The sequence below is a fragment of the Sphingobium sp. SA916 genome (assembly GCF_002894065.1).
In the GTDB taxonomy this organism is placed as follows: domain Bacteria; phylum Pseudomonadota; class Alphaproteobacteria; order Sphingomonadales; family Sphingomonadaceae; genus Sphingobium; species Sphingobium fuliginis.
In genome coordinates this window covers 203,274-222,993 of sequence record NZ_LXYF01000030.1, presented here as the reverse complement: position 1 = coordinate 222,993, position 19,720 = coordinate 203,274, and the positions used below count along the sequence as shown (strand labels likewise).

Here is a 19,720-nt window from a genome sequence, read left to right as displayed (position 1 = left end):
GAAACGGCGACACCGCCATATCCGGCCTCCGGTTCCGCTTCGCTCCACCTCCGTCCGGATATGGCGGCGATGGGCTTAATACACTAACAAACCAATCGGTTCACTCGGCGGGGGCAGATCACGATATTTTGAGGGGTTCGCCTTCTGGATCATGAGTCGGCGCCATTCCCGTTCAGGGGCGCCACCTTGTCTGCGTTCAGCAGCACAATCTGTTGATCCTGGGGACGCCTGGCTGTGGGATCCGTATCCAGCCCCAATCGCTTTAATGCATAGTACAACAAGGCACGCCGGACCGGGATAGTCACCTGCCCATCGATCATCCCGTAATCGAGCTCGATGGCGCGACGCTGACCATCACTGAGTGCGGGATGAGCCCCGATTTCCAGATGCACCAACTCATGCCACGCTGTGTCATTGGTAGCCCGCGCGTCCGTCGGACGGCTTTGCTTAGTTTCCGCGATGCGGGACAGAACAAAGTCATTGAATTGCCCGCTTTGCTCGCAAAACGCGCGTGCATGCCAGCGGAAGCCATCGAACCCGAGGGCGTGGGGAATGATCCAGCGCCATTGCGGCTCTGGTGAGGACATCGACTGGTAGCACACTTCGACTGCCTCATGACGACGGATGGCAATTACGAGCGTGCGAAGAACCGTCGGAAGCACGCCTCTGACCGGGAAAGGGATGCTCCCGAAATCCGGGATGTTTCCGATCCATGCCTCGTGCTTATCGAGGAGGCCATCCGACAGCGAACGCACCTGCGACAGGTAGAGGCTGGCATCGGGTTTCAGGAAGAGCGGTTTGAATGCTGATGTGCGGACATAGGTTCGCGCGCTCTTGTCATAACTCATGTTGTCCGGTGCTAGGCCGAGATAGCGGTTCAGGTCCGTCGAGGCCTGATTGACCGACACGTTGAAGGTGTCGATGATATCCCCGCGATTGACGTAGCCTTCCCAAAAAAGCCTGAATTCGATGAACTCGAGCTTGCGCTCGACGCCCCATCTTAAATTCAGTTTCTCGTCCACGGTTAGTCCCCTGTCTGCGGATCAATTTCTAGACCCACCCAGAAAGTTGACTCTCAAATCGTCTAACTGGGAATGGCGTCAGCAGCAACCCTTGTTGCCGGCGTATCGGACGCTACCAATGCCTTGATAGCGCTGAGGCTTTTCAAATCTGCACACGCGTGGCATCGAGATGCCGAAATGCTCGGTCCCGGCAAGTCAGCAGGATCACCTGCATACGCTGAGAGGCTTCCTCCAGGATCTCGGTCATCAGATCGAGCCGGCCGTCGTCGGAATAGACCAGCGGATCGTCGAGGATCAGCGAAACTGGTGTTCCCTGCTCCAACAGCATGTCGGCAAAAGCGAGGCGGGTCAGAACCGCCAGCTGCTCCTGCGTCCCCTTTGAGAGCGTTCCGCAGGCTTCGCTCAGGCCGGATCGCGTGACCGAGGCCAGACCGAGTTCTTCATCGAAGCTGAGGTCGGCGCCGGGGAAAAGGCGCTCGACATGAACGCGAGCGCGTTGGGCCACAGGGCCAACGAAGGTTCGAGATGCCTCAGCACGCGCCTCGTCCAGCACATCCTTGAGCATTTTGACCGTGGCCGCCTCTTCGTCGAGCCGAGCCAGCGCCTGTGTCGCGGCATCGGCTTCCTCGGTTGCAGCTGCAGCCAGGCTCGCCAGACCTTTGCCACCCTCGCTTTCAATGATCGCCTCAAGGCGGGCGATATCCTTTTCGAGATCGCTCCGCCGGGTTTGACCAGCCCTTGCCCGGTTATCGATCGTTTCGATTTTGCGGTTGATCGCCTGCACATCATGTGCGGTGGCGTCGCGCTTCGCTTCGGCCAGCTTGACAGCGGCCTGGGCAACATCCTCCCGGGCTTTGGCGATGGCGTCGGCAAGCCCGGCAAAAGCGGGCTTGCCTTCGAGCTGAGCGATGCGATCCGATGCATGGGTCTGATCGCGCTCCGCGCCCGCCTGCGCGGCGGCAAGCGGGCGGTCCCTATCCTCTATTTCTCGCAGGTCCTGAACGGCTTGGTCGTGCAGGGTTTCAGCGCGCACTACGACCGTTTCCGCCTCTTCCAGGCGTCGAGTGAGCTGATCGGTCGAGACCTCGTCTTCATCGGCCGCCGGTGATTCCGCTGGAACACCTGCAACGAACAGCTTGAGCGCATCGGGGCCTGCCGCAAGATCCAACAGCGGTTGCGCCGACGTTAGGCCGGTGATCTTGGTTTCGAGCAGTTGGACGGTCCCCTGCGCATCGCGCGCGGTATCGTTTCGCGTCCGCGCCGCAGCGAGGTCGGCCACATCCCATTCGGCTAGTTCCAGATCCTGTCGCTCGAGCAATTCGGCGAGGCGGGCTGTTGCGCTGGCTGCCGTTGCCGGCGGACGGATGACCAGGACGCCCCCGCCCAGGGCAATCTGCGTCTCACCGGTCAAGGTGCGCGGGCTATTTGGTGTCAGGGGCTCGCCGCCTATGGTGATGCCCGTAGCGTCGCCCGTAAGCTCGATAGTGGTAGCGCCGGCATTGACGGCGGCCCGCGCTTCCGCGACAGCACGATCATTGGCCTCCAGGCGAGCGAACGCCTCAGCTGGAATGACCTGTGCGGCCTGATTGCGGGCATTGGCCAGTTGCTTTTCGAGATCGAGGAGTTCGGTGTGCCGCTGGCGTGCATCGGTGATCGCCGCGTGGCGCTGCCGCCTAGCGAGACGTGCGTCCCCTTCCACAAGCGCCTGACGGGCTGTGGCGCGATCATCTCGCGCCTTGTCGAGCGCTGCCTTCGCCTCAACCACCTTCGTGCGTCCCGCTTCCAGCTGATCTCCAAGCTGCTCCCGATCGGCGGTGATTGCGGTCAAAGATTCGCCAGCGGCCGTCAGCGCTTCCTTCGCCGCCTCATGCTGCGATTGCAGATCGTCGAGACGATCGAGGTTTGCAGAGAAATTCTCATGCTCGGCTTTGCGAGTCTCCAGGATCTGCGCAGCAGCCCTGGCGATCTCCAGAGACTGAACAAGACCGGCGCGCTGTTCTTGCTCGGTCTCGTCCGCCAGCTCCCGCTCGATAACTTTCAGTCGGCCGCGCGCGGTTTCCAGCTCGCCGAAGCTCTTTTCGAGCGCATCGAGCCGCTTGGTCGCATCCGCAGCGGTTTGCCGCGCCTGCTGGTCACGATCCCGCGCCGCTTGCCAGCGCCCCTTCAACTGCGCCTTTCCAGTCGGTGTCCAGTAAATGTCATATTGCTCATCGATCCGCTTCCGGACGCGCTCATAGGCAGCGCCGCCGACGATCGTCCCGACCTCTGCCTCCAGCGTTGCCTGGATGCTGCTGCGCACGATGCTGCCGGGCGCCGCCACTTCGAGCGCCTGCGCCTGCGGAACCCAAAGCAGACCGAGCGCGCCATAGGTGGTCGGGTCGCCACGCTGGCTACTATCCTTGACGAACCCTAGAAGCGCTTGCAGCCGATTTTCAGCGTCCTCGCCCTGCGCCCGGCCCTGCGGCCCCGTGACTTCGACTTGGGCGCCTTTGAGAAAGCGCTTGGCGATTTTCCAGCTGTCGGTGCCAATATCGAAACTGACTTCGATTTCTGGCGCGACCGCCTCGCCATAAGGCGCAAAACTTTGGGCGAGCTGATTCTTCGTGGCATGGCGGACGAAGAAAGCCGCCCGCAGGGCCTCAAGGATCGTGGATTTCCCACTCTCGTTGGGCTCGATGATGATGTTGAGCCCCTCGCCCAGCCCTTCGATCGTCAGGGGCTCGCGGAACTTGCGGAAATTGTTGAGGCTGATCCGCCGGAGTTGCAGGCTCATCCTTGGCTCCCCCGATGATATTCGACAAAGAGCCGCTCCATCGCGCGCCGCGCCAATATGGCTTCAGTCCCGCCGGCTGCGATTGTCTCGGTGAGTTTCTCAGCCGCTATGCCGAGCAATCCCTCGACCTTGAGATCCGCCAAGTCCTGCTCGCCCGGCCGGCCGACAAGATCGTCCGCCCGGACATCCAGGAAACGGAGGCGATGCCGCAGGTCATCTTCGAGCCGCGACAGGATCTCGACGCGGTCGGCAAGGCTCGTGATGCCTGCAAGCGAAAGGCGCAGCAGCGTTGCCGCAGGATCGATAGCCGAGAGCAGCACGTCGCATTCCGCCGAAAAGGCGGCCATGTCCTGCAAGGTCCAATCCCTGAGCAGCCATTGGAATCGGCCGGTGCGCACGGGTTCCACCTTTGGCTCCACTCCCGGCGCAAGCTCGATCATCAGGGCATGGCCCGGCTCATCGCGCTGAAAACCGTCTGTTTCGGGGGTTCCGGCATACCAGGTGCGCGGATCGACCTTGAGCGCGCCATGCCAATCGCCGAGCGCCAGATAGTCGAGACTGGACCGCTTCGCGCGATCCGGCGCGATCTGGTTCTTGGTCTCGCCGCGCGCAGTAAAATCGCGGATCGAACCATGAGCAAGGCCGATACGCAGCTTCGCGCCTGGCGTTTCCATGCTATCGAACAACTCGGTCGGATCGTCGTGATGGTGGCGGTGGAGGAGCGGTGCGGGTAGCAGCCAGAGCCCTGCTTCCATCTCCTGCGCGACGGGCTCGGTGAGCAGGATGATATTGTCCGAGGCTTTGTGACGGACGCGGTCCCACAGTCCGCCGTTGCGGGCATAGTCGTGATTACCCGGGAGCAGCCACCAGCGGCAGGGATAGCGCTGCATGCGCGAGACTGCCTGCACGATGACCCTATCTTCGGGACCCTCGGTATCGAAGATGTCGCCTGCGACAATCACATGTTCCACCTGGTTGGCGGCCGCGACTTCGCCGATCCGGTCGATGGCGTCGAAGCGGGCTTCGCCAAGCGCCGCGCGCACCTCGGGCTCGAACCGGCCGAAGGGCTTGCCGAGCTGCCAGTCAGCTGTGTGAAGGAAACGCATGGATCAAGATCCCGTATTGTGGGGCGCAGAAAGCGACGGAAGCGCACAGAGCGTGTTGACGAGCCGCATCTGCTCGATGCTGCTGCACTTGGCCTCGCGCAGGCGGTCGCTGCCAAAAACGAGCGCAAGCGCTTTGGCGCGTGAAACCGCGACATTGATGCGGTTGAGCGAGAAGAGAAACTCCATGCCGCGGGCGGTCTCGTCGGCCGAGGAAGCCGTCATGGAGACCAGGCATATAGGGGCTTCCTGGCCCTGGAACTTGTCGACCGTGCCGACGCGGATGCTGCTCGGCAGCCCTGCCCGCAGCGCGTTGACCTGTGCATTATAGGGGGCGACGACGATGATGTCGCCGGGGCCGATAGGGCGCGTGGCGCCGTTCTTGTCGGTCCAGCTCCCTTGCAGGAGATTCTCGATTGCCGCGCTGATCGCCGCAACTTCCTCAGCGGCGATCTGGGCATTACCGTCATGAGCAACCGAAACCCAATATGCGCCGGCCGTGGGCCAGGCCGTTCCGGTAACGCTCTGGCGCTCGGTATCGCTATGGCTGGCTAGCCGCCCCTCATAGACCTGGTCTGAAATGAAGTCACAAACCGCGGGATGCATCCGCCGGGTCTCGGCAAGGAATATGCCCCGATCGATAGGGACGGTGGCATGCTCGCCCAGCATCCATTCCAGGCATGACAAGTTGGCGGGCGCAGGATGCGCGCCCTGGATGACCTGAGGCAGCTGACGCGGATCGCCGACCAGCACAATATTGCGCGCGGCACGACCCATGGCGACCATGTTGGCGAGGCCCACTTGCCCCGCCTCATCGACAAACAACCAATCGAAGCCCTGCACATTCTCATCGCGCGCGAAGAAGAAGGCCGTGCCGCCGACCACATTGGCTCGGGCGAGGATCAGGTCATCATTGGCCGTGGTGCGGTGAACGGGACAATCGCTGGCATAGCCATCCTCGCCTCCGGAAACCTTGTGGGCAAACGACACCGTAAAGGTGCCACCTTCTTCCTCGCTAGCACGCAGGCAGCCGAGCAGGACATTGCGGATCGCTTCATGGCTGTTCGAGGCGACGGCGACCCTATGTCCCGCTCTGACCAGCGCCAGGATCACCCGGGCCGTGACGTGCGTCTTGCCCGTTCCCGGCGGTCCCTGGATCGGGAGCAACGTCTGGTCCATGGCGTGCGCCGCAGCAATGGTGCCCGCCACCGGTTCCCCGCCGCAGAGGATATCGCCGTCGATGCCGTTCAGCCGCGGGGCGGCGCCCGACAGCAGATCATCGACGGCAGACAAGCGCCGCGGCCCGCATTGATCCTCGGTGACGTCGCGCACTGCTGCGGCCAACACCTTGGTATCGAGCGGCCAATCCGGATGCAGGGTCAGCCGATCGGTGAGGAGTCCGGCCCTTGCCACGCCGACCTTCAAGGTGATCGTGCACGCATCGCGATCCAGCGCCTCAATCGCAACGGTTGACGGCGGCCCGTCAATCCCGGGCACAGTGGCCTTGCCGCCTTCGCGCAATTTGGTTTCCTGAGACGGAAAGCGATAGGTGCGCATCACCGAGCGCTTGATGGGTTCGATCCCGGATATCGCCTCGAGTCCCGCCAAGGCGTCAAGATCGTCGACAAGCTCTTCCTCATCGCGCGCCGCGCTGTCGAAAACCGTCCACTGAGCAGGCTTGGCTTCACGCTTGTGGAACAGCCCCAGATTGAACAGCAATTCCTGACGCTCTGGAGTCAGAGAGGATGCGGCCAGGCGATCGCGCAGCGCCGTCGTTTCCTCGTCCTCGACCACCTCCTGCTCGGCCGCGTCTTGTGCAAGCACGGGCCACGGACCATCGGGCCGGATGCCCACTAGCCAATCGCGCAGAAGCTGGGTCGACTGGCAGTCGACCCGATTATAGTCCTCGATTTCGTCGAGGATTTGTTGATCGCCCGTCTCGCGCCAATTTTCATAAGCAACGACAGACCCGCCCGCCGTCTTGACCTCGCCCTCACGCTTCAAGCCATAAAAGGCCTCCAGCGCCTTGATGGAGTAGCTCGGTTCGGAAGCAATGAGCGCGCCGCGCACGACCGCATAGAGGTCAACAAAGCGGCGTTCGCGCATGAGCCGGTCGAGAAAGGCCTCGCCGATACCATAGCGTGTGGTGAGACGCCGCAGCGCGGTGATCTCATAGGGCGCATAATGATAGATGCGGGCCTCCGGATAAGCCGTGAGGCGATCACGGAAAAACGCAAGCAGCCGTTCGAGCGCTTGCGCTTCGGCGGCATGGTCATGCGCCCAGAAGGCATGGAAACTATCATCTGTCCACACGCCGTGCAGATATTCAAGGCCTCCCTCATAATGGGGGTCGCCCTCGATGTCGTAGAAGAGATCGCCCGCCTGCGGCCGAGGGAGCAGGTCAAAGCCTTTGCCTGGCTGTGCCGGACGCAACTCGAAGGCGGGTTCGCCGGTTTTACGCGCGTGCTGCAGTCTGGCCTGGCCGACAAGCTTCTCCGCCGTCGCACTCGCAACGCCGCGCACCGGACCGTCATGCCGAGCCAGCGCGGCCATGGTTTCGATACCGGACGCCTCCAACTTCTTCACTTGGCCGCGGGTAATATTGGCGACCTGGAACAGGCTGTCCTGGCTGGCGAGGACGGCGTCGCAATGGTCGGCCCATCGGCACAGCGAACAATCCGCGCATGGGATCGGCCGCGTTGGCTCAGGGGAAGCAACAAAGGCCTCGAGCTTAACCCGCGCACCGCGCGCATAATGGGCATAGTCGGCCAACCTCAGCGTCGCGCGCGTGCCATCTCCTAGCTGCACATGCGCGTGCTCCGGCATCACGCCCTGGATCTCCGCCAAAAGGTCGGAATAGAGCACGAGCTGCAGCACATGCTTGGGATGAGCTTTGCGCTTGAGCTTGGTGTCGGTCACTTCGTAGCTGAACGGCCCCAGCAATGATGGTCGCTCGACTCGCTCGAGAAAATCGGACCAGCCACCCCAACGCTCGGCGAGAAAAGCCCCTTGAAAGATGATCTGCGAGCCTTGCGCCAAAGCCGCTCGCGTCTCGTCTGCATTCTGTGCAAGATCGCCATGCGCAATCTCGACTACCCCGTTGCCCGTGTCTTTCAGCTTCTCCAAATGGGCGGCCTCATGGGCATCGCCTTGTTTCTGAAGCAGCGCGGCATCCTCGGTATCTTCCCGGGGAGCGAGCGGCTCGCCGCGCATATAGGCAAGGTCGAGCACTGTCGCATGCGCGCAGCCGACGAACCGCATCAGGTCCGTCGCTGAAAACAGGATGGTGTTCCCGATCGTCCTCACTTGGCCCCCTTGATTGCCCAACGCCACCCACGAGGGAATCACCTCGACAGGCGCTACCCTGTTCCTTAGCATGCAAGGGTGTCAATCTCTGACATGGACGTATAATGACTTTCGCCAAGGCCAACGATCTTCTGCGCCTCGCCCAACTCGCCGCCTCGCGGCGTTTGGGCATCAGTCTTGAGGAAATCTCTCAAGAATTCGGTATTTCGCACCGCACAGCGCAGCGCATGACAAGTGCGCTGGAGGATAATTTCGCGAATGTCGTTGTTGTGGAAGATGATGATCGCCGTCGGCGCTGGCGCATCCAAAGTCCCATCCCTGAGCGGCTGCAACCGCGCCAGGAGAACACCATCGAGGCTCTGGAAATTGCCGCTCGCGCAGCCCGTGATGAGAACCGGCTCCGCCATGCCCGTGCGCTGGAAGATCTAAGAGACAGCCTGATCACGCGCCTCTCCCCACGTGATGCGCTGCGGTCCGAAGCCGATGCGGAGGCGGTCCTATCCGCGCTGGGCCAAGTGGCGCGGCCAGGCCCAAAGGTCGCGATGAAACCCGAGGTCACCGACGTTCTGATCGAGGCTCTGCGCGGACCGTTCAAAATGCGTATTGTCTATGGCGAGACTGACGCAGAAACCCGGACGGTCGAGCCGCATGGGCTGTTGCTAGGATTGCGTAGCTATCTCGTGGCACGCCAGGCGGACCGAGGCGAGAATCTCCGCCATTTTCGCCTCGACCGCATCCACAGCGCTGAATGTCTCGATGAAAGTTTTCCCATCCAGTCCGGCTTTTCCTTGAACGATCATGCGGCGCAGGCCTTCGGCGCTTATCAGGACCCCGCCCAATATGGCGAGATCATCTGGCGTTTTCTTCCCGAAGCAGCCTCGCGCGCAGCGGAATTCCAGTTCCATCCCAACCAATCGGCCGAATATCGGGACGACGGCAGTCTGATTGTGCGGTTCAAGGCCGCAGGCTGGCTCGAAATGGCCTGGCATCTCTATCAATGGGGCGACAAGGTCGAAGTGCTGGAACCGGCAGGACTGCGGGCGCTGGTCGAAGGCCATGCGCGTCCCGACTTCCCGGCCCTGCCCTGATTGTTCGATTTGTGTCGCCCTTCGTGGCGGCGGTTTTCAATTGAGCTCGGCGAGGAAGCTGGTCGCCGTCAATTGTGCGTGATCGCTCAGGGGCGAGCGCAGCGTGAAGGCGCTTGGCGCACGGGCGAAATTCCACAGCCGCATGAGGCACCATTCCTCGCGCCTCGTATCGGCGACGGCCAGCTCATTGCGAGAGATATGAAAGGGCGTGCGCTCCCATCCGTTGGTGGTTTTGACCTCGATCAGCTTCTCGCGCCCGTCCGCTTCAAAGCTCCGGATATCGAAGCCAAAACCATCGCCATCCTGCACAGATGTCCAGCGGACTTTGTCCGCGAGATCGTCGCGACCCGCGGCAGATAAATGACGGCGCTCGTGATGCAACACGCATTCTTCACCCGCCTTGCCAAGCGCCCGGTTGCGCGCGTCGCGCTCGGCGACATCATATTTGCGGCCGATCGCGGCCATGAACGCTGGATCGATCGGCGACGGTTCGTTGCGCACCGTCGGCGGCGGCCCGATCCGCAGTGATCCTTGCGCTTCCGGTACGTTCAGGGCAGCTCTTGAGAGCGTGTCGGGAGCCAGCCATTCGGGCCGCGCCTCCAACCACCGCAGGACGCCATCGACCAGCGCATTCTGGAAATTGGCGGCCGGCTTGTAGCCCTCGATCCAAGGCTGACCGAGGCCGAGCAAGACCGCGCTGATGTTCTGATGCTTGAACTCGATTGAGCCCTTGCTACGGTCGATCACGGCTTGAAGATCGCGGTTTCGCGCCGCTTTATTGAAGGAGCGACCAACCAGCTCGTCGGTGAGCATGGCGAAATAGTCGGCGACGATGTGATCAATTTCCTGATCGGACCAGACTTCCGCCACAGCCTATTCCACCACCGGGTAGTTCGGCATTGGCCAATCATGCCCGGCATTGTCCATCATGAGATCGATGAAGATCGGCAGCAAGCAACCGAGCAGCGCGGCGCCATCCCTGACCTGGGCGCGATTGACATCGCTGTTCCATGTCGAGCCACCATGCACCAGTTGGTTGCGCAGCACATAAAGCCGGTCGAACAGGATCGAGAGTATCTTGGCCGTGTCATGATCGCGCAGTGCGGCGCCTATCGCGCCGCGAGATCGCTCCAATTTTTCTGCCCAATCCGCATAGCCAGGCGCTCCATTATGATGCTGCCAAAAGGGATGGAAGACATAGCGGTTTGCGAGAAGCACCCGGATTTCCTGAGGGAAGCGCTGCCAGACCATGTCGTAGATGCGATGTTTGCCATCAAAGCCCACAAGGGTTGCGAAAAAGGCCTGGAACAATCCCCGCTCGCCCTCGGGGATACCAATCACCCGCGATGCTTCAACATCGCCGGCATAGGCAGCGTTGAAGCCGATCCAGAGCAGGATGAAACGGACATCCTCATCGGCCTGCTCGGCCTCGGCACGGCGCAGCCACGACAGCGCGCGATGCACCCTGAGCGTCAGCGGCTCCGGAAAATCGCCACGCAGCTCGCGCTGCTTGGCCTTCAAGATCTCATGGTGCAGCGGGCTGCCGGGCGGATAGCGATAGGCCATGACCGATATGGTAAAGCCTTGCTGGTCAGGCTCAATCCCTCTCGATCAACGACCTCGAGATCGTTGCAGCGGCGCTCGCTCCTTGCCGGGTTCCTGCCGGTTCCGGCCTGACGGCTCAACGGCCCGGACCGAGGTGTCCCGCACCTTGGCCGCCTGAAACTGCCGGCCCGCCTGCAGATGCGTTTGCACCTTGTCGTTTGCCACCTTCATCACCCTGGCAACGGCATCGGGATTGTCGAACAAGGCCGCGCGCACCACCGTCTCGATCACGCGAAGCTGGCTCTGGGCCGCCCGCGCATTCTTCCGCTGGCTTTGCTCCGACGATGTTTGCCTAGACACCTCATCAGCCTGGCGTCGATCCAGCCCAGGTTCGCGCGACGCCGGCGCGGTGACGGCAGGGGCGATGCTGTTGCGACTAGCATCGCGCTGCACTCGGTCCAGCTCCTGCAAATCCCGTTCGCTCGGCCGATATCCCCGTACTTCCAAACCTTGGCGACTGGCTTCGAGCCACGCGGCCCTTCGGAACGTCTCACTGCCGGTAACATGGACGTGCGACCATCCGCGATGGCGAGCGATAGAAACGAGATCGCGCACAACTTCGTCGCTCTCGCTGGAGGTGATGAGCCGTCTGCCCTGGTCGCGGAACGCCGGTTCCTTAGCCTGTGCCGTCGTGAAATATGCGGGCTCGCCCGACCATTTGCTCGTCGTGGAGAAATAGCGCTTTCGCAAGGCATCGGGAATGTCACCGGGCGACGCCGCTGGGAGGACGGACGGATCAATCGACTTCCCCTTCTTCGCTGCTTCGGGCGACGATTGCGCCGCGTTCGCCGACCTGGCTCCCGCGTCCTGAGCGATCGTATTGCTACGCTTGCTCATACCGCGTGGCACCACAGGTTTTTCAGCGGCCATGATCTGTCCTTTCCTGGATGAGGGGTGAAGATGACGCCCCTTCCGGCTGCACCAGCGCCCGCTCGATCATCGCCGACACAAAAGCGATGGCCGCTGCTTCATCGCCGGGCGGCGGCAAGTCGGTCAGGTCGCCCAGGACGAGCATGTCATCGGTAATCTTAGCCGCGCCCGCCAGTTCACCCTCGGTCATTTCCCGCATCTTGGTCTCCTCCAGCAAGGCCCCGCCCGTGCTCTTCGCCGTTGGTCCCTCCGCGTCATTGTAAGGGGACACCACCTGATGCTTGCCTGGCGGCAGAACAGTTGGGGGCTGAGCAGCGGGGATAGGCCGCGACGGCAGAATAGGCGGCGACAAAACGCGCCGTATGAAGCGCGGCATTCGATAAAAGGCGATCTTCCTACCACGAACCGGCGCGATCCCGCCGCGCAGCAACAAGAGCTCGGTCTTGGGCATCTGCATCAGCTCCTGCGGCAGCAGGAGGGCGCGGCGCTGATCGGATTCCGATATGCTGCGATTGGCCAACAGCCCATGAATCGTTCGGCTGCGCGATTTCACATTCATCGTGAAGAAGCCGAGCCGCTCTGAAAGCTCGTTCGCGACCTTCAGCTCCTTGGGCGTGAACACCACCTCAAGGCCGCAATTGGCGATGATTTCGTCGGTAACATCGGGACCATAAATGGCCCGCAGCTGCGCCCGGCTCTGGATCACTGGCAGCAGGCGCAAGCCGTATCCAGCGACATAGGAAAAGCCACCCGCGATGACCGAGGCCTTCCCCAGCCTTGCGAACTCATCGAGCAGGATCAGGACTGGGACATTGCTAGCAGCGTCGGGCAAATCGCGCGTGTTGAGATCCACCAGCTGCTGCAGGAAGAGGCTGTAAACCGGCGCGATCCGGTCGATATTGTCGGGCGAGACACCGAGATAGATCGACATGTGCCGCGCCCGGACTTCGCGCAGGTCGAAATCGCTTGCCGAGGTCGCGGCATCGACCACGGGGTTGAGCCAGAGATTGAGCCGCGCCGTGATCGTCTGCTTGATCCCCGAAAAGGTGTTGTCCGAAGCCGAGGCGAAATCCTGGATTGCCGAGACGCATGCCTGACTTAGGCGCTGTCCTGCCCCCCTCGCCTCTTCCAGGGCCTTGGGAAGATCGCTCTTGGGATCCCCAGTGGTCAGCCGTCGATAGATCTCGCCGATCGTGAAGGGCATGCCAGGATTGGCAGCAACGAGCGCGCCGACGCCGATGAAGGCCGCCCGCGCCGCTTCGGCCCAAAACGGGTCCGATCGTTCCGGCGCGGGGAAGAGCATGACTGCGATTTTCTGAAGCTCGTTGACGACTTCGGTGTCATCGGCTCGCCGGATATGCGCCAGGGGATTGTACCGTGCCGTCCGCCCTTCAGGGTCCAACGGATCGAAGAGGTAAACCGATTGACCGGCACGTTGGCGATAACCGGCGCTGGTACTCCAATTCTCCCGCTTCACATCGAGCACGACGACCGAATCCGGCCAGGTCAGCAGATTGGGGATGACAACACCGACGCCCTTCCCGGCGCGCGTCGGCGCTTCGAGCAGGACATGCTCGTTTCCGCCGAAAATGAGGAAACGCCCTGCTTTGCGTCCAACGACAATGCCAGACGGGGCACGCAGCCCCTCGCGTCGGATTTCGCCCTCGCGTGCAAACCGAGCCCTGCCGTGCAAGGATGGGTCTCGCCGCAGGATCGTGAGGACAAGAAGCGCGATTACGGCGGCGCCGGCCATCGCACCCCGCTTGATCCAATCCCCGAGCAGCGGATCACCACGATAATACCAGAGCCAGGCCGGCAGAGTGCCGAGATCGATATTAGGTCCGATCTGCCCGAGTCCGAACAAGGCAACGAACAGGGTAATGACAGCCCACAACAGAATTGCGCCGATCACGCACAGGCCAATCGCCCAGGGACTACGCTGCGCCAGCATCGCCCATCCTCGGCTCGAAATAGATCTCGTCGACCTCAAACCGCCCGCCGTGACGGCGTGTCTGCACAACGACGTCGACGAGCATGCGAAGGAGTCCGCGAATATCGTCGCGGGCGAGATCGCGGCCGCCTTCCGATTCCTTGACAAGCAGCGTCAGCTGTTCGAACGCGCCGGCGGGTGAACCGGCGTGGACGGTCGTGATCGATCCGGGATGCCCGGAATTGACGTTCCGCAGATAGAAGAAGGCGGTGCCGTCACGCAGCTCCTGGAGCAGGATGCGGTCGGGCCGCATGCGCAGCGCGCTTTCGAGCAGCTGCTTGGCGCCAACCTTGGCCAGGCCCTGCCCCTCGCTCGAATAGACCATATGGACGACATTGCGATGAGGCACGACCAGCTCACGGGTGTCTTCGATGGTAAGCAACCGCTCCTCCGGTGGGATAAGCTGGATGAGCGCTTTCGCGAGGGTCGTCTTTCCCGAACCCGTGGCGCCACTGACCAGAATGTTCTTGCGTGCCGGAACGGCAACCTTGAAGAATTCCGGCCAGTCGCCCGCGTCGCGCAGCGCCACTAACCGCGCATCGACATCGGTGAGACCCTTGGCGCTGGCGCGCGTCATCCGGAACAGCCCGGCCCCAGCCAGTTGGTCGATCGGCAGGGTCACGGTCGACGGTTTGCGGATCGTGAAGGAAGGGCAACCGCTTGGGGTGACCGACGGTATGACGATCTGGCAGCGCTCGCCGCCCGGCAGGACCGTCGAACAGATCGGAGACTGACCATCGATATCCTGGTGCGTGAAGCTCGCCGCGGCAACAGCCAGGGTAGAAAGCCAGTCGCTGTCCAGCTCCGGCATCTCCTGCCAGCGCCACCCTTGGCGGTCCTCGATCCCCGCTTCCCCCGGACGGTTGACCACCAGCTCCGTGACATCCTCCGGTTCCAGAAGCGGGAGGAGCGGCGCGAGATAGTGGCGCAGGACGGCGGTATCGCGCATGACTTACCGCCGCAGTTCCAGATTGTAGACATCGGCAAAGTTGAAATCCTTGGCGACGAAAATGCCGACCTCCTCGCCCTGGTTCTTCTTCAGCACCGGCCGGATATTGATATTGTTCTGCAAGGCGATCGCAGCACCTTCGCTGGGCGCCCGCGTCACATTGTTGAAATTGCCATTGCCGCTCGAGGCGGCTTGCCCAGCGATATAGGCGGCATCATCGACGAGCGAGAGGAGCAGAGCGCCGCCAAAGCGCGCCCAGAAAAAGCTGTCGACCGCTCCTGCAAGCCCGGCTCGGCCGAGTGCATCGGCGCCAGGCGAGGCAAGATCGATCCGCACGCCCTGGGGAGTGACCGCCCGCGTCCAGAGGACGAACAGGCGATTTTGCCCTTGCTGGATGCCGCCGCGATATTCGCCGAGAACGCGCGTGCCCTTTTCCATGAGTACGACCCGGCCATTCTCGGAATAGACGTCTCGCGGGATCAGGCAGGACGTGTAACCGGGCTGCGCGGAATTGATGGCGGTTTGCAGGATACAGGGGATCAACGTGCCCGCCGTAATCAGAAAGTTGCGGTTCGGCAGCATCGAGGCCCGCGCTTCCCCGATCGACGAGCTTTGCCGCAAAAGATCGAGCGCGTTGGGCGCCCTGCCCTCGCCGCTCTCTGGCGCTCCGGCAGCGTTGTCGGGCGCTTCGCCGGCAGCCCCTGCAGCTGTGGGCGCGCCAGCCTCGCGGCCAAGATCGCGACCTCCATAGGCGATCAGCGTGGACCGCCGCGCCTGCTCGGCAAGCGTTGGCCGAGCGGCACTGGTCCCGCTCGGTGCCGCGCCCGGCTGCATGGCGGGCACAATTTGGCCTTCAGGTCCGGGAACGCCAGCTGCAGGATTGAGCACCGGCGCATTGGGATCCGCGTCGGCTGCCCCGAGCGGCCGGCGTTGAGGCGCGACCGCAGCATAATCGACGGTTTCCCGAGCGACGATATCGGGTCGTTCCCGGGCTGCACCTGCCGGCGCGGTGAGGTCACGAGACGAGGATTGCTGGCCCGTGCCGGAATTCACCCAGAGAATACCCAAGACCATTGCCGTGCCGGCGAAGATCAGCGCGGTGTTGCGCCGCGCGGGCGTCGTGCCGCCGATCGGCTCGATTCCACGCTCGTGAAGAATTTCGTGCCTTTCGGGCGTTGGATCGGCACCGGGCAGCGGGCGCACGACAGGGGACGGTTCATCGGCCATGGTTCATTCCTGCGGATGGGTGATGGTGCGCTCGACGTGAGGCGATCCGGTATTCGTTCCATGATCGACGCCATAAGGTTCGGGCGCCTGGTTATAGATGCACAGCACCTCGCCGCCCCGGCGCAGGCGCAGTTGGCGCGCCACCAAATGAACGACGACGAATTCGTCGCGAACGTCGAACGGAACCAGCGTTTCGGACCCGTCTGGCCTCACCAGATAAATGGCAGGAACTTCCCGGTTCGCCGGAAACCGCAGCACCGTGAATTGGCCATTGTCGGAGACCTCCGACGGCTGCAAATCGCTCGAACCCTGAACCTTGTAATTCATGTTGCGCGGACCCTCGATCACCGCATGGTCGAGGGCACCGCGAACAGCCTGGGCCTCCAGCGCCGCCGCTTGCATCGCGATCTGTGCCGCTCTCAGGCGTTCGGCCCGCGCCGCCTCGTCCCGCGGATAGCGGAAGCGGACCTGGAAATAGGCCTGGCCGTTGCGGCCGGTGATCGGACCACTACGAGCCGTGAGTTCAAAGGCATAGCTTCTTAAGGTTCCGCCGCGAGACGTGGTGACGATAAGGTTGGTCGGTCCAGCGCGTTCGCGCGGCTTGAGGAACAAGATGTGGCCGGCCACCGCCACCTCCCAGGAGACGGTGTCGCCCAGCGCTACGTGCTGAATCGTTTCGTCCTCGCTGAGGACAATCTGGGTTGCTGTCCGGAAGGTCCCGACGATGCGATAGACCTGCGCTTCCTCATAATCGACGAACTTGACGCGTGGGTCAGACGCAGCGCCACGCGGGACCTCAACCGCATGGGCAGCAGAAAGGGATGCAAACGCGATGAAAACCGCAGCGACCAATGTTTTCATCGGACTACCTCCGGGTCGGAGCGGTAATTTTCGACCTGGAAGCCGAGCGGGTTCCGATAGCGATCACCTTCGGCCATCGGCGCGTTGGCATAGGCGAAAGTGACCGTGGCGATCCAATCGCTGCTCTGCGTATCCGTCTCGGTCTGGACGATCCGTGTGAATCGTACATTGGCAACCCGATCATTGATGAAGGCGATGTTGCGCACCCGCGCCTGGACGACTGCGTTTTTCCCCCAGGCGTTCTGGGGACTGGCAGCATTGTTGTTGCTGAAGAAGCGTGCCCAGCGCTGCTGCTCCGCCGGCTGCGACAGGATTGTCACGAAGCGGAAATTCTCCTCGGCAGCCGCCGGTATCCAGCTTTCACGCGTCCGGACATATTGCGCGAGAAAGTATTTGGTGACCGCTTCATCATAGCGCATCGGCCGCTGGGTCAGCGCCGTCTGGACATCCACCGCGCCCGTCGTCTGATTGACCCGAATGACATAGGGCACGACGGTCTTGAGCGGGGCCAGCGCGGCGACAGCAAAAATGGATGCGGCCGCAAGGATCGAGGTTACCGTCGCCACGGTCCAAGCAATACGTGTCGATCGCAATGCCGATCGAACCCTGTCCTGGTCCCAGCTTCGCGCTTCCTGGAAATAGCGTTTGAGCCCGGAAGTAGGCACCGCCTCCGCGTCATCGTCAGCAACTCGCATAACGAATGTCCTTTGGCGCAAAGGAAACCTTGTCGTCCGGAGGCGCTGGCACTGCGGGCGGAGGCGGTGGATCGCCCACCTGCGGATGAGACAAGGGAGGAATGGGCGGTGCGGGGCGCGGCGCTGTAGTCGCCCGCACCGGCGATCCGGGCAGAACGCTCCCATAGATATTCACGTCACGCAGATGGTGCCCGTTGCAAACGGCCAGCTTCTTGGGTCCGGACGCGCATGCCGCGAGGCCCAGCAGTGGAAGGCTTCCGATCAGGCAGAAAGTAACCTGGCGGATGGTGAACGTCGATTTTTGAGGACTGGGCAAGGTCATGGTGATGTCTCACTATGCCGCTTCGATGGAGCCGCCCCGACGAGCGGCGCGCTCCAGATTGCGGCTGTTGCGCGCAATGCGGCGTTGTCGGAAGGGAGATGCCATCGTCCCCCAGGCGGTCCCGGCGAAGGCACCAACCCCCGCAGCGGCGCCGCCCGCAATGCCGGTGGCAATGGCCGGAGCCTGGAAAAAGAAAATCGTCCCGAGGAAGAGGTAGACGGCGTAGATGACTGCAGCGATCGTGACGTCCGACTTGGCCTCAGCCTCCGCCAACGCGGCCGCGCCCAAATCCGCGACCAGCACTGTGATGGCAATGATCACCGCAATTAGAATGATATAGTTGAAGGCTTGCCCGAGCCACCCATGAAAGAACCGACGAGTCGGCTCGAACAGAGCGAGAGCAATAAATATCGGGCCTAGAGCTATGAGGATCGCCAGCGCCACCTTGGCGAATATCGTAATGGCAAATCCTATAGCTGCGGAAAGGCCTGCCAAGGCGTATAATACAATCGCCAGCGTCAAAAGAACCAGCTTCCAAGGATTTATGTCGAGGTACGTCTCTGCTTCCGCCCGGATAAGACGGATGACATCGTCAACCTGACTAAAATAGTGGTCAAATGCCGAACCAGCGGTGCCGATCGTTTTACCGGCAAGAGCCTGTGCGATCGCATCGGGCATCCCGTGGAAGAGCGGATCGATAATCCACTCCGAATAGGCGACTGTCGTGGCCGCCATATACAACACACAGAGCTTGACCATCCGGGCGAACAGCTCGCCCCACGGCTCGCTAATTATACCTCGCATGACCATAAATCCGAACAGGGCGATATAGATTACGAGGCCGACGGCGAGTGGACCCCGGATTACTTCCACGACGTTTGACAATCGATCATTGAGAAAAAGATCGAGCTTGCCGTCGATATCGGCATAGATGGTCGAGAAAATGGTGGAGGACATTGAACGGTTCTGCGATCTTCATCGACCCAAGGATTGTTCAAGTTTTCTGGAATTCTCGACGCTTTTCGCGTTGCTGCACTCCTGCGGATCGATGTGGGTGCCGTTTGAGCAGGCCTCCAGAATTCGTGACATCTCCTGCGGTGAGTTCGCGAGTTCGTCCTTCCCTTTTGTTACGTCGCATGCGCAGAGCAGCAGCGTTGCGACCAGTGCGGCGGGTCCGGCTAATTTCATCACCGGGTCTCGCCCAACGATTGTTCAAGCTTGGCCAGAGCTTCTTCTCCTTTGCGCTGCGAACGTAACCGATCCTCCGCATCCTGCCGCATGCGGAGCGCCTGCAACTGCAAGGCATCATTCTGGATGTGGGCGTTTTCGACCCCTACCCTTGCCTGGATGTCCATGACCTGTTTCGCGTCCGAAGCCGTGTCGAGCGAGGTGCGCAGTTCTTCCAAGCCCGCTGTGCGTTGGGCCGAGACGCCATAGGCCGACTCCGCGATCGCGGCATCGCGTGCGGCCAGATCGCCATTCCGCAACAGGTTGTCGCGCGACGCCCGCTCATAGGGGGACGCGCCAGGCCGCAGTTCCGGCAGGTCAATACGATTGGCATCGCGGATCCGGGTTGCGGCACTGCCCAGCGATCCGAGACTGGCATTGTCCGACGACATCAGCCTACCGAGGTCGCGGGCCTCGCGCGGCAGAAGATGGCGCATTCCGTCCGTGGACAGCGATGACGCGATGCCGTTGACGTCTGTTACCTGATTGAAGCTGCCGTAGAGCTGCTTGGCCTCGGCGATCTGCTCCTTGCCCTGCTCGATCATCGACAGGGTGTTCTTGACCGTGGCCAGCGCCTGCAGATAGCCGGAGCTGTCATAGACCGGTATGCCCTGGGCGGCGGCCGGACCTGCCGTTCCCAGAATAATCGCACCGATCGCTGCGAATCTGCCTTTACGCATAG

General features: G+C 62.1%; 16 protein-coding genes and 1 pseudogene. 2 read left to right on the top strand and 15 right to left on the bottom strand.

Annotation, left to right across the window (positions count from 1 at the left end; all coding sequences use genetic code 11):
- Positions 1 to 87, top strand: a pseudogene (locus tag A8G00_RS08920) (integrase catalytic subunit); the annotation flags it as partial.
- Positions 88 to 149: 62 nt separating this feature from the next.
- On the opposite strand, the gene A8G00_RS08915 reads toward A8G00_RS08920, so the two are convergent.
- The 4 genes from A8G00_RS08915 to A8G00_RS08900 all read right to left on the bottom strand — a co-directional run bounded on the left by A8G00_RS08915 (position 150) and on the right by A8G00_RS08900 (position 8,204).
- Positions 150 to 1,022 (bottom strand): WYL domain-containing protein, encoded by an 873-nt coding sequence (locus A8G00_RS08915; protein WP_103000479.1) that lies wholly within the window; start codon positions 1,020 to 1,022, stop codon positions 150 to 152.
- Between the two features lie 142 nt (positions 1,023 to 1,164).
- Positions 1,165 to 3,795 (bottom strand): AAA family ATPase, encoded by a 2,631-nt coding sequence (locus A8G00_RS08910; RefSeq protein ID WP_103000478.1) that lies wholly within the window; start codon positions 3,793 to 3,795, stop codon positions 1,165 to 1,167.
- Positions 3,792 to 4,901, bottom strand: coding sequence for a DNA repair exonuclease (locus A8G00_RS08905; RefSeq protein ID WP_103000477.1), 1,110 nt, complete (start codon positions 4,899 to 4,901; stop codon positions 3,792 to 3,794). The genes A8G00_RS08910 and A8G00_RS08905 overlap by 4 nt, the downstream gene beginning before the upstream one ends.
- A 3-nt stretch (positions 4,902 to 4,904) precedes the next feature.
- Positions 4,905 to 8,204 carry a TM0106 family RecB-like putative nuclease gene (locus tag A8G00_RS08900; RefSeq protein WP_103000476.1) on the bottom strand — a complete coding sequence of 1,100 codons (3,300 nt, stop codon included), beginning with the start codon at positions 8,202 to 8,204 and terminating at the stop codon, positions 4,905 to 4,907.
- 104 nt (positions 8,205 to 8,308) lie between these two features.
- Here A8G00_RS08900 and A8G00_RS08895 point away from each other — a divergent pair, with 104 nt between their 5' ends.
- Complete coding sequence (locus tag A8G00_RS08895) at positions 8,309 to 9,292, top strand: YafY family protein (RefSeq protein WP_103000475.1); 984 nt, start codon at positions 8,309 to 8,311, stop codon at positions 9,290 to 9,292.
- Between the two features lie 36 nt (positions 9,293 to 9,328).
- On the opposite strand, the gene A8G00_RS08890 is transcribed toward A8G00_RS08895, so the two are convergent.
- The 11 genes from A8G00_RS08890 to A8G00_RS08835 form a co-directional block, all read right to left on the bottom strand.
- Positions 9,329 to 10,162 carry a DUF3883 domain-containing protein gene (locus A8G00_RS08890; protein ID WP_103000474.1) on the bottom strand — a complete coding sequence of 278 codons (834 nt, stop codon included), beginning with the start codon at positions 10,160 to 10,162 and terminating at the stop codon, positions 9,329 to 9,331.
- 3 nt (positions 10,163 to 10,165) lie between these two features.
- Positions 10,166 to 10,858 carry a HEPN domain-containing protein gene (locus A8G00_RS08885; RefSeq protein WP_103000473.1) on the bottom strand — a complete coding sequence of 231 codons (693 nt, stop codon included), beginning with the start codon at positions 10,856 to 10,858 and terminating at the stop codon, positions 10,166 to 10,168.
- Positions 10,859 to 10,903: 45 nt separating this feature from the next.
- On the bottom strand, positions 10,904 to 11,767 hold the full coding sequence (locus tag A8G00_RS08880) for an LPD7 domain-containing protein (RefSeq protein WP_103000472.1): 864 nt from the start codon (positions 11,765 to 11,767) through the stop codon (positions 10,904 to 10,906).
- Positions 11,757 to 13,718 carry a type IV secretory system conjugative DNA transfer family protein gene (locus A8G00_RS08875; protein WP_103000471.1) on the bottom strand — a complete coding sequence of 654 codons (1,962 nt, stop codon included), beginning with the start codon at positions 13,716 to 13,718 and terminating at the stop codon, positions 11,757 to 11,759. Before A8G00_RS08875 ends, A8G00_RS08880 begins: the two co-directional genes overlap by 11 nt.
- Entirely contained in the window at positions 13,702 to 14,706 is a 1,005-nt protein-coding gene (gene virB11 / locus A8G00_RS08870) for a P-type DNA transfer ATPase VirB11 (protein WP_007684605.1), read from the bottom strand. Before virB11 ends, A8G00_RS08875 begins: the two co-directional genes overlap by 17 nt.
- Positions 14,707 to 14,709: 3 nt before the next feature.
- On the bottom strand, positions 14,710 to 15,933 hold the full coding sequence (gene virB10, locus A8G00_RS08865; protein ID WP_103000470.1) for a type IV secretion system protein VirB10: 1,224 nt from the start codon (positions 15,931 to 15,933) through the stop codon (positions 14,710 to 14,712).
- A gap of 3 nt (positions 15,934 to 15,936) precedes the next feature.
- The gene (gene virB9 / locus A8G00_RS08860) at positions 15,937 to 16,794 is read right to left on the bottom strand and encodes a P-type conjugative transfer protein VirB9 (RefSeq protein WP_007684609.1); all 858 of its coding nucleotides are present in this window, start codon (positions 16,792 to 16,794) and stop codon (positions 15,937 to 15,939) included.
- Positions 16,791 to 17,489: a virB8 family protein gene (locus A8G00_RS08855; protein WP_021245264.1), complete on the bottom strand. Its 699-nt coding sequence runs from the start codon at positions 17,487 to 17,489 to the stop codon at positions 16,791 to 16,793. Before A8G00_RS08855 ends, virB9 begins: the two co-directional genes overlap by 4 nt.
- A gap of 334 nt (positions 17,490 to 17,823) precedes the next feature.
- Entirely contained in the window at positions 17,824 to 18,768 is a 945-nt protein-coding gene (locus tag A8G00_RS08845) for a type IV secretion system protein (protein ID WP_015449342.1), read from the bottom strand.
- Positions 18,769 to 18,786: 18 nt separating this feature from the next.
- A complete protein-coding gene (locus tag A8G00_RS08840) occupies positions 18,787 to 18,999 on the bottom strand; it encodes an EexN family lipoprotein (RefSeq protein WP_103000468.1) in 213 nt (70 codons plus the stop codon).
- The gene (locus A8G00_RS08835; protein ID WP_103000467.1) at positions 18,999 to 19,718 is read right to left on the bottom strand and encodes a type IV secretion system protein; all 720 of its coding nucleotides are present in this window, start codon (positions 19,716 to 19,718) and stop codon (positions 18,999 to 19,001) included. Before A8G00_RS08835 ends, A8G00_RS08840 begins: the two co-directional genes overlap by 1 nt.
- Between the last annotated feature and the right edge of the window lie 2 nt (positions 19,719 to 19,720).